Source organism: Acidovorax sp. KNOB132, assembly GCF_057541515.1.
In genome coordinates this window covers 1-10309 of the sequence record NZ_BAAJYT010000126.1, presented here as the reverse complement: position 1 = coordinate 10309, position 10309 = coordinate 1, and the positions used below count along the sequence as shown (strand labels likewise).

8 protein-coding genes are annotated in these 10309 nt (G+C 64.6%); 1 reads left to right on the top strand and 7 read right to left on the bottom strand.

Annotated elements, in window-relative coordinates; genetic code table 11:
* Window positions 1–75 precede the first annotated feature (75 nt).
* From AC27IO_RS15490 to AC27IO_RS15470, 5 genes are all read right to left on the bottom strand, one after another.
* Complete coding sequence (locus AC27IO_RS15490) at window positions 76–498, bottom strand: hypothetical protein (RefSeq protein WP_487088770.1); 423 nt, start codon at window positions 496–498, stop codon at window positions 76–78.
* A 328-nt stretch (window positions 499–826) separates the two neighbouring features.
* Window positions 827–1312 carry an Arm DNA-binding domain-containing protein gene (locus AC27IO_RS15485; protein WP_487088768.1) on the bottom strand — a complete coding sequence of 162 codons (486 nt, stop codon included), beginning with the start codon at window positions 1310–1312 and terminating at the stop codon, window positions 827–829.
* Window positions 1313–1343: 31 nt separating this feature from the next.
* A complete protein-coding gene (locus AC27IO_RS15480) occupies window positions 1344–2144 on the bottom strand; it encodes an IS5 family transposase (protein ID WP_487088766.1) in 801 nt (266 codons plus the stop codon).
* Window positions 2145–2680: 536 nt separating this feature from the next.
* On the bottom strand, window positions 2681–3049 hold the full coding sequence (locus AC27IO_RS15475) for a response regulator (protein WP_284427740.1): 369 nt from the start codon (window positions 3047–3049) through the stop codon (window positions 2681–2683).
* 130 nt (window positions 3050–3179) lie between these two features.
* A complete protein-coding gene (locus AC27IO_RS15470) occupies window positions 3180–4253 on the bottom strand; it encodes a mechanosensitive ion channel family protein (protein WP_498739542.1) in 1074 nt (357 codons plus the stop codon).
* 404 nt (window positions 4254–4657) lie between these two features.
* Between AC27IO_RS15470 and AC27IO_RS15465 the strand changes: the two genes are divergently transcribed.
* Window positions 4658–9283, top strand: coding sequence for a PAS domain S-box protein (locus AC27IO_RS15465; RefSeq protein WP_498739540.1), 4626 nt, complete (start codon window positions 4658–4660; stop codon window positions 9281–9283).
* A gap of 120 nt (window positions 9284–9403) precedes the next feature.
* Here AC27IO_RS15465 and AC27IO_RS15460 read toward each other — a convergent pair whose 3' ends face one another.
* Both AC27IO_RS15460 and AC27IO_RS15455 read right to left on the bottom strand, forming a co-directional pair.
* Window positions 9404–9958, bottom strand: a complete 555-nt coding sequence (locus AC27IO_RS15460) for a tetratricopeptide repeat protein (RefSeq protein WP_498739538.1) — start codon at window positions 9956–9958, stop codon at window positions 9404–9406.
* A gap of 99 nt (window positions 9959–10057) precedes the next feature.
* Window positions 10058–10309, bottom strand: a 252-nt coding sequence (locus AC27IO_RS15455) for a hypothetical protein (protein WP_498739536.1), incomplete at its 5' end; no start/stop codon positions are given.

Here is a 10309-nt window from a genome sequence, read left to right as displayed (position 1 = left end):
GACGGGGCCGGGGAATCAGGGAGCTATCTCAGAGGGAGAGCCCCGCTATCAGCGCATTTCAAAAAGATCCTGCCGTTATTGTTTGGCCGGCTGTGCCAAAACAGTGATTTCTCGCACTATGAACCTACCAAACGAAGGCGTGTGAACAGGTTGATCCATCGGCTCAACAACCGGCTGAGTGTATATAGGAGTGCCTTTGACAATGGGTATGGGCGCGGCACTGAAGCTGCTTCTGGGTCTATCAACACTCAAATCCGTTCTCAACCAGAAGCTTGTGCCTTCCATCGAAATCAATAGTTGATTGGCGCTAATGATTTCTGTAGTGACGAAGGGAGTGTCGTAATCCGAAATGCCGCTAGTTATCTGGCCATCTCCAACGTGGAAATCTGACAACGTGGTAGGTCGATCCAGCCGATCAACCACGAGCCGAAGTTTTCCTCCAGTTGGCTTGTCTAGGAACACTGAATCGAACGAATCCGCCAGAAGTTTGAATTTCATTGAACGTGGGGAATGTGGGGAATCTGGGTATCAATCGATTGATGATGCCAGATCGTTAGCCAAGTCGTCTTAGCGCGTGCCAAGCCTGCCAACATGCCCGCATGGCTCATTCTATGGAATACGATTTCGCTGTTGTTCTGCCCTTTGTTCAGGCCCGCGTGCCTGGGCTGGCGTGTGCGCAGGATGCCCGCGCCATCGGGCTACGCCGGGACGGCGACCTAGTGGGCGGGATGCTCTACGAGGGTTTAACGGCCGAAATCTGTGGATGCACGTTGCCTCAGAGCCTGGGGCGCGATGGCTCAATCGGTCTTTCCTTCGTGCCTGCTTTCTATACCCCTTCTCGATTTGTGGCGTTGTCCATGGAGTTCACCTTCGTCACCTTCCACGACCCGAACCGAGGCAACACGATCTGGTCGAAGTCGGCGTTCCGGTAGTTGATGGTGCCCTGGGCGTACAAGGGCACGAGCAGGCGCTTTTCGCGGAAGTCGGCGACCAGCTCGCGGATGGTCCACTCTGCCGCTTCCCGGCCCTTGCGCTCCTGCTTTTCTGCGGCGGGGTCCGCTCCGCAATCAATCGAAGCGCGGATGCTGCGGGCCAGTTCGCGCGCAGCGGATAGTGAAGTGTCGGGGTAGTTTCCGATGGCCAGTTCTTTGCGCCGGCCGCCTGGCAGACGGTAGCGAAGAACCCAGGAGGCGGTGCCTCCGGCCGAAAGCGTGAATGTCAGCCCATCGCCATCCGACTTTGCGATGGGCTCGCCTTTGGTAATCCACCGTCTTATTTGCAGGTCTGAAAGCGTGTGTGTGACCTTCGGCATCTTGATATCCCAATTGGGTAGCTAGAGCGTGTTATGAACTTCCCGCCGCAGCTAGCACCCGTGCAGCGGCGGGCAACATGAGCACTGCAAACACCAGAAAATGCAGCCCGCCGAGCACTTCCGGCAACCGCACATAGTCCCGGCAGAGCCCGCGGAACCTCGCCAGCCAACCAAAGCTTCGCTCCACCACCCAGCGCCGCGGCAGCAGTACAAAGCCTTTCTTCGCCTCGGGCAGCTTCACGATCTGCAGATCGATGCCGTTGTCCTGCGCCGCCTTGGATGCCGCCTTACCCGTGTAGCCTTGGTCTGCCCAGGCCCGTTGCACCGTATGGCCAGTGGCCTGCTGCACGTCCTCGCACAACTGGTGCACCTGAGCGCGCTCTTGCTCGTCGGCCGGCGTGACATGTACCGCCAGGAGATGGCCCAGCGTGTCCACGGCCATGTGCACCTTGCTGCCTCGCTTGCGTTTGTAGCCGTCATAGCCTGCACGTGGGCCACTCTCGCAACTCGATTGCAGCGTTCGCCCGTCCATCACCACGGCGCTGGGCTGGCCCTGGCGCCCTTGGGCCACGCGGATGATGGAGCGCAGATCAGAGACCATGGCCTCGAAGCAGCCCGCATCCAGCCACCGCCGGCTCTGCTGGTAAACCGCTTCCCAGGGCGGCAGATCGTTGGGCAGCATCCGCCAGGGCGCTCCCGCGCGCACCAGCCAGCGCAGCGCGTTGAAGACTTCTCGCAGATCATGCTCGCGCTGGGGCGCGTGCTGGTCCATCAGGCTCAGGTAAGGCGCTTGCGGGGCATCTGCAAACTCTACCCTTGGCTTCGCTCTCACGGAGCAAAGTTCATAACACGCTCTAGCAGTGTAGCTACCCACTGGGCTACCCAACGGGGCCGCGCCACTATGACACGTTATCAAACGTTATGAACCAATAATCCCATTGAAATCAACGACTTGCGGAGGTATCTGGTGCATTAAAAAAACGCCCTGAATCAACGATTGATGTTCCATGTGGCAAGTTTCATGTTCGACCCATCTTGTTGGCGCACGCGCCGTTCGTCTTCGGAGCATCCCCCGCCTGCGGCCATGTGGCTTCGCGCGGGGATGAGTCCGCCGATTTTCCCCCGGGTGGGCTCCGCCCGCGCGAAATCGCTGGGCGAGGGGTCGCGGTGGTGTCGGGGAGGGCCGAGTGCCGTGCCGCTTGTGGGTCGAGAAGGCCTGTAATGCCCGTGGAAGGAGGCCTGAGTGGTAGCGCGGGTAAACCGAAGGCGGCAGGCCGCGCGGCGGAGACCGAATGCGTCGGAAAGAAAGGGAAGGGGGCTTATGCGCGGCACCTTGAAACCGCAACCTTCGCCCCGCAGCGAAGGTGTTCAGCGCAGCGGCGACAGAATGCCCGTGAGGCGCCGCCAATCGACGGGCTTGAGAAAGTGGTGGTCCACCACCGCCAGCAGTTCGGTGACGCGGTCGTTGGTGTCCGTCCAGCCGGTCAGGGCGATCAGGACGATATCGTCGTTGTGCTTGTCGCGCACGCGCCGCGCCAGTTCCAGGCCGTCCATGCCTGGCATGTCGAAATCCAGCAGCACGCAGGCCGGCTGGTGCTTTTCGATGTAGTTCAGCGCGTCCGCGCCGCTGTTGGCAATCGCAGCGGTAAAACCATCCAGTTGGAGGGCCATCGCTGCCAGCTCCGCCGTCTCGGGATGATCGTCCACCACCAGTATTTCCGCCGCCCTTTGGGTCATTCCGCTCGTCTTTCTAGTAACTGCGTTTTATACCTGCAAGCGCTCCAACCGCCTATGTCAAAAGACATGGCATGGCCGCCAGCGCCGCGTGGCAAACGGAGTTCCTGCAATAGGGGTTTGTGGGTGGTCGTCACGGCGACGGGGCGAGCGATGCGTCGGCACGCGCGGTCTCCTGCGGGCCACGCACCTGCGGCAGGCAGTCCGGGTATTCGCGCTGGATGAAGGTGACCAGCGCCTCGCGCACGCGGCAGCGCAGGTCGAACGCCAGGCCCGACGATCGGGCCGAGACCAGCACGCGGATCTGGATGGTGCGCTCGGTCACGTCGGTGAGCTGCAGCACGCTCACGCGCCGGTCCCATTCCGGTGCCGTCTCCAGGATGCGGTCCAGTTCGGCACGCAGCGGGTCCAGCGGCAGGCGGTAGTCCGCGAACAGGAATACGGTGCCCAGGATCTGCGAGCTGGTCCGTGTCCAGTTCTGAAAGGGGTTCTCGATGAACCACTGCAGCGGGATGATCAGCCGCCGCTCGTCCCAGATGGCCAGCACCACGTAGGTGCCCGTGATCTCTTCCACGCGGCCCCATTCTCCCTGCACGATCAGCACGTCGTCGATGCGGATGGGCTGGGCCAGCGCGATCTGCAGGCCCGCGATGATGTTGCTGAACACCGGCCGTGCCGCGATACCGGCCACGATGCCGACCACGCCGGCCGAGGCCAGCAGGCTGGCGCCCACCTGCCGTGCGCCAGGAAAGGTCATGAGCATGAGCGATACCGCGGCCATCACCACGCCCGTCATGGCGGTGCGCGACAGCACCCGGGCCTGCGTGGCCACGCGGCGCGCCGTCAGGTTGTCTTCCACGTTCGCCGGGTAGCGGGCGATGAGCCCGTCCGCCACTCCGCCGATGGCGGCGATCAGCGCCCAGGCCGTCACCGCGATGAGCGCCAGCCCTGTGAGGTGCCGCACCGTGCCGAGGTGGGGCAGCGTATCGGCCGCGGCCACCCAGACCAATTGCGTGGCGAACAGGGGCAGCAGCACGCGCATGGCGGGGACGCAGGCCTGCACGACGGTCTGCAGCACGGGCAGCCCGCGCGTGGCCCGCAGGGCGAGCAGCGCGGCGATGCGGTGGGCCATGGCACCGGCCATGGCGGCCAGGCTGGCGCCGAGCAAGGTGGCGAGCCAGGGGGAGAGGGACAGGAAATCCAGCATCGTCGAGGGGGCTCCTTGGGGTGGGGTGGCAAGAAAAGAAACGGCGGCGGGATGGGCGGGCCGCTTCGGGGCGGCCGCTCGCCGGCCGGGCGAGATGGGAAACGAACAGGACCGGTTGACAACCCCGGTTTTGACAGGGTGGTGCCCTGGCCGCAGCGGGCCGGGCGCGGGTACATCCCGATTGTCCAAAAACGGCTTGGAAGTAAAAGGTTCCAAGAACTGTTACGTTTTGACATACTGCAGGGCGCGTGCCCCTCAGGCATGTCCTGACCAGTGTGTGTGTCCTGCCGTGATGGAAGGTTCAAAGCGACTGTGATGGTGTCTCCACGAATGCATAGCGAGCGCGCTACCTGCGCGACCGCCTTCGGCCCCCGGGGCCGGCCAGCGGCATGGGGTACCGGCCCATGGCGGTGAGCACCCGCTCCGGCGGCATTGGCGGCCTGCACGACCACGCCATGGGCGACGCCCGGTGGCGCCGTGGGGCCGCGCTGGTCATCGCCATGGCGCTGCTCGGTGCGTGGCTGGTGGTCGAAACCGTGGCGCACGTGCGTGCCTCGGGCCGGGGGGAAGAGCGCAGCCGCCAGCTGGCGCACACGGCCGATTCGCTGCTCAACCAGAGCATGGGCAGCCCGATCCTCGGTGCCGTGACGCTGCTGGGGCTCAGCGAGCCCGCGCTGAAAGAGGTGGCGACCGGCGAGCTGCCCCCCGATGCGCCCGAGGCGCTCGCCCGCCTGGCCGTGGTGCGCGGCCGGTTCCTCATGAGCGGCGTGTACGTGCTGTCGCGCGATGGCACCGTGGTGGCGCACGAGACGCCGGGCGCGCCGTCCACCGGCATCAACCTGGCCTACCGGCCGTATTTCAAACAGGCCATCCGGGGCGGCGTGAACGTGTACCCGGCCCTGGGCAGCAACACGCAGGAGCGCGGCCTGTACTACGCCGCGCCGCTGTACGAGGGCGATTCGCCGGCCAGCGCCATCATCGGCGTGGTGATGGTCAAGGTGTCGTTCGACGCGTTCGATGCGCAGATGGCCCGCTCGGGCTACCCCATGCTGCTGATGTCGCCCAAGGGCGTGGCCTTTTCGGCCACCCGGCCTGAATGGCGCTACGCCATGGCGCCGCCGCTCACCCAGGCACGCATCGATGCCGTGCGCGACCAGCGGCAGTTCGGCAAGGTCTTCGACAACGGCGTGGCGTCGGCGCTGCCGTTTCGGCTCGATGCGCGCGAGGTGGTGGTGAACGGGACGACCTACGCGCTCGAAAAGCACCCCCTCGACTGGAAGGACCCCGACGGCACCTGGCAGCTTGTCGCGCTGGACGATTTGAGCGCGCTGCTGCCCCCGTCGCGGCGCTGGCTGATCGGCGGCGGTACGTTCGCCCTGCTGCTGTTCATGGGCGGGATGATGCTGGAGATGCTGCGCCACCGCGCCCGCATGACGTCCGCGATGGAGCGGTTCCAGGTGCTGGGCGCGGCGCTGCAGACCAGCCCGGTGGCGGTGGTCATCACCGACGCGCAGGGGCGCATCGAGTGGGTCAACACCGAGTACGAGCGCAACAGCGGCCGCACGCTGCAGGAGGTGCGTGGCCGCAAGCCCTCGGTCATCTCCAGCGGCCAGACGCCACCCGAGACCTACCAGCAACTGTGGGCGCGGCTGCTGTCGGGCCAGTCCTGGCGCGGCGAATTCATCAACCGCCGGGCGGACGGCACCCTGTTCCATGAAGAGGCGACGCTCTCGCCTGTGTTCGACCAGCGGGGCCGGCGCATCGCCATCGTCGGGCTGCACGAGGACGTCACCGACCGCATCACCGCCCACCACGAACTGCAGCGGCGCGAGCGCCTGCTCAACGACCTGCTGGCCCAGCAGACCGCCATCTTCGACAACGCGCCGCCCATCCTGCTGGTGTGCGACGGCGTGTTCCGCCAGTTCAACCCGGCATTCGCCGAGTTGATGAAAGGCTCGGCCACCGAGTTGCTCGGCCACTCCGTGTCGCGGATGTTCGGCGGCGCGCAGGGCCATGGCGTGTTTCTGGAGCGCACCGGCGCCCGGCTGGCGGCGGGCGAGGCGGTCCGGGAGGTCTGTACGCTGCACCGACTGGACGGCACGACGTTCGAGGCCCGCGTGTCCGGCCGCGGCCTGGAGATGGACGGCTTCAGCGATTCGTGCCTGTGGGTGATCGAGGACGTGAGCGAGGCGCGCGCGGCCGAGGAAGCCATGCGCGAGATCAACGACCGCCTGGCGCTGGCGCAGGAGGCCGGCAAGGTGGGCGTGTTCGACCTGGACCTGGCCTCGGACCGGCTGGTGTGGAGCGACAAGCTCGAATCCCTGTACGGCGTGCCGCCGCAGCCGCAAGGGCGCAGCCTGCAGGACTGGCTCGACCGCCTGCACCCCGAGGACCGGGCCCGCGCCCAGGCGCGCATCGACAGCGCCCTGGCTGGCAGCGACGGCCAGTTGCAGGACTCCTGGCGCGTGGTGCGGCACGATGGCGAGGTGCGCTGGTTCCTGTGCGCGGCGCGCATCATCCGCGATGACGAAGGCCGCGCGCGGCGACTGATCGGCGTGCAGGTGGACGTGAACGACCAGAAGCTGCTGGAGGCGCAGGTGGCCGAGCAGCTGGTGTTCCAGCAGGCGCTCATCGACGCGATTCCCGTGCCGCTGTTCTACAAGGACGCGGAGGGGCGCTACGTGGGTTTCAACCGCGCCTACGAGCGCGCCTTCGGCGTGCGGCGCGACGACCTCATCGGCCGCACCGTGCTGGACCTGCATTACCTGTCCGAGGCCGAGCGCGCCGCCTTCGACTCCGATGCGCAGTTCGCGCTGAGCGGCGCGCAGTCGGTGCACAAGGAGGTGGACCTGCCCTATGCCGACGGCGAGATCCACCACACGCTGTTCTGGCTGCATGGGTTCCAGAGGCCCGATGGCACGCCGGGCGGCGTGATCGGCACCTTCGTGGACATCACCGACCGCCAGCGGGCCGAGCGCGAGCTGCGCCGCGCCAAGGAGATGGCGGAGGAGACCACCGCGCTCAAATCCAACTTCCTGGCCAACATGAGCCACGAGATCCGCACGCCGATGAACGCCATCATCGGCATGTCGCACCTGGCGCTCAAATCGGGCCTCACGCCGCGCCAGAGCGACTACGTCTCCAAGATCCAGCAGGCTGGCCAACACCTGCTGGGCGTGATCAACGACATCCTGGATTTCTCCAAGATCGAGGCCGGCAAGCTCATCGTCGAAAAGCAGCCCTTCGTGCTCGACCGCATGCTGGAGGGCGTGGCCGACGTGGTGGGCTACAAGGCGGGCGTGAAGGGGCTGGAGCTGGTGCTTGATGCCGCCGCCGACGTGCCCGCGCACCTGGTGGGCGATGCGTTGCGGCTGGGGCAGATCCTCATCAACTTCGCCAACAACGCCATCAAGTTCACCGAGCGCGGCGAGATCCACATCCTGGTGCGCGTGCTCGAGCGCGCGGGCCAGCGCGTGCTGCTGCGCTTTGAGGTGCGCGACACCGGCATCGGCATGACCCCCGAGCAGATGGGGCGGCTGTTCCAGAGCTTCCAGCAGGCCGATGCGTCCACCACGCGGCGCTACGGCGGCACCGGCCTGGGCCTGGCCATCTGCAAGAACCTGGCCGAACTCATGGGCGGCGAGGTGGGTGCCGAGAGCGAGCCCGGCAAGGGCTCGGCCTTCTGGGTGACGCTGCCGCTCGATTGCGGCATGACCGCTCCCGCGCTGCGGCCGCCGCCCGGCGTGCGCGGGCGCCGCGTGCTGGTGGTGGACGACAACCAGACGGCGGCCACCGTGCTGTCCGACATGCTGCAGGCCATGGGCTTTGAGACGACCGAGGTGGAGTCCGGCCTGCAGGCGCTGGCTGCGCTGCGCCAGGGCATCGACGAGCGGCACCCCTACGGCCTACTGCTGATCGACTGGCACATGCCGGGCATGGACGGCATCGAGCTGGCCCGCCGCATCCGCGAGATCGGCCTGGACCGCGTGCCGCAGATGCTCATGGTCACCGCCTACGGGCGCGAAGAGGTCATGCTCGCCGCCCGCGCGCAGGGCATCGAGACCGTGCTGGTCAAGCCGGTGAGCGCCTCGGTGCTGTACGACACGCTCATGCAGCCGCTGGAGCACGGCTGGATGCCCACGCAGGCCCACCTGGCCCAGCCCGGCGGCGATCAGCCGCCGCTGGCCGTGCGCGGCGCCACCGTGCTGCTGGTGGAGGATAACGAGCTCAACCAGCTCGTGGCCCTGGAGCTGCTGCGCGATGCCGGATTCGTGGTGGACGTGGCCGCGCACGGGCAGGCCGCGCTCGAATGCATCGAGCGCCAGGACTACGACGCCGTGCTCATGGACATGCAGATGCCGGTGATGGACGGCGAGACCGCCACGCGCGCGTTGCGCGCGGACCCGCGCCACTCCAACCTGCCGATCATCGCCATGACCGCCAACGCCGCGCGCCAGGACATCGAGCGCACCCGGGCGGCCGGCATGAACGATCACCTGGCCAAGCCGGTGCTGGAGGAAAGGCTGTGGGCCACCCTGTCGCGGTGGTTGGTGCCGGGGGGGCACGAGGTGCCTTCGGCGTCTGCGGCCCCGGCGCCTGAAACGGCATTCACATCACCGAGTGCAGAGGCCGACGACCACCATGCTCTGCCGGCCCTCGTCAAAGGGGCCGCCGAGGTGAGTGCGGATGCTTTCTTCGATCAAAAGGCCTTGGAGGAACTGCGCCGTGTTTTCACCACTGACCGCTTCGACGCGCTGGTCACCCGATTCATTCTCGACTGCGAGCAGCGCATGGACCGCATCCATGACGCCCGCCGCGCCGAGGCCTGGGACCGCCTGCGGCAGGAAGTCCATGAGTTGGGGGGCACCGTTGGGAGTTTTGGGTTGCAACGGTTGAGTGGGATTACCCGGGCGCTGGAGATGGCCGCGGATGCCAAGGATGGGATACAGGTGGATGCGCTTATTCGATGGTCCGAGGAAGCGATGGCTCTTGGGCTCCAGGAGTTGAAAATGGCCTTGAGTTGCGTGTGAACCCCCATCGCATCGCCATTGACACCATTCCATAAGGGTTTAAAGGCTAGGCTGTTCGCGTTCGAACAATCCATTGGCTCAGCGCTTTCTGAGGAAAATCTCCATCACATAGGCCACCGCTCAGTGCGTGTGCTGACGCAAGACGTGCTCCGCTTGCTTGAACCCCTTCTCGGCCGCGCGCTTAAGCAACTCAATCGCTTTCTCCGTGATGTTGCCGCCCTTGAACTCGCGCAGGGCATATGTGTAAAGCGCCTCAGGATGCTCTTGCTCAAATGCACGTTGGTACCACTGCTCGGCCATCTGCTTATCATCCGCATAGCCATACTGCCCTGTTTCCAGATACCACGCCAACTGATGTTGCGCTTCGCCCCAACCGTTTTCCGCGGCGCGCTCCAGCCAGTAATTGGCACGTCGGACGTCACAAGGAAAGACATTGCCGTATCGAAGGGCCTGTCCTAATTCCCATTGAGCCTCGGCATTGTCGGACTCAGCGATCCGTTGCATTTCCTGCATCCAATGCTCGCTTTGAACCGCGCTCGCAAGAACGCCTTCGCCATCGCGATACCAAAGCGCCATGAAATAGCACGCAACGGGATCTCCCTCCGTTGCACATTGCTCCATCAGTCGAAGTGCCTCTTCACTACGATTTTCGTCAGAGGCCTGCAGTGCCGCCATGAATTGACTCGATCTAAGCATCACTCGGCGAGCACCAGGACGCTCCTGAACAATGGATCGGCACTAATTTCGCGGTCCTTATAAAATTCGATACAGCCATTATCCAAGATCAGCAATTAAATGCCTTGCCGCGTTCAATGCATTAATAAAATCCTCCAAGGGAAAAACAAAGTTTGCATCGCCAGGTGAAAATCTAGAAGGAATTTGTATTTCACAATTTTCCAGGCCTTTATCTTTATTAATTTGAGCAACAGGAACCCCTTGATATCTGATCTCAACAGACATACTCTCATAATCAAGATCACTGAATGAGAAGATTTCAAAATCTGACGAAATTTTTTCAGTCATTGC

Excerpts from the sequence above, each read along its gene's own strand:
- AC27IO_RS15485 (WP_487088768.1), bottom strand. The coding sequence starts at position 1,312 with ATGCCGAAGGTCACACACACGCTTTCAGACCTGCAAATAAGACGGTGG.
- AC27IO_RS15490 (WP_487088770.1), bottom strand. The coding sequence starts at position 498 with ATGAAATTCAAACTTCTGGCGGATTCGTTCGATTCAGTGTTCCTAGAC.
- AC27IO_RS15475 (WP_284427740.1), bottom strand. The coding sequence starts at position 3,049 with ATGACCCAAAGGGCGGCGGAAATACTGGTGGTGGACGATCATCCCGAG.
- AC27IO_RS15460 (WP_498739538.1), bottom strand. The coding sequence starts at position 9,958 with ATGGCGGCACTGCAGGCCTCTGACGAAAATCGTAGTGAAGAGGCACTT.
- AC27IO_RS15470 (WP_498739542.1), bottom strand. The coding sequence starts at position 4,253 with ATGCTGGATTTCCTGTCCCTCTCCCCCTGGCTCGCCACCTTGCTCGGC.
- AC27IO_RS15465 (WP_498739540.1), top strand. The coding sequence starts at position 4,658 with ATGGCGGTGAGCACCCGCTCCGGCGGCATTGGCGGCCTGCACGACCAC.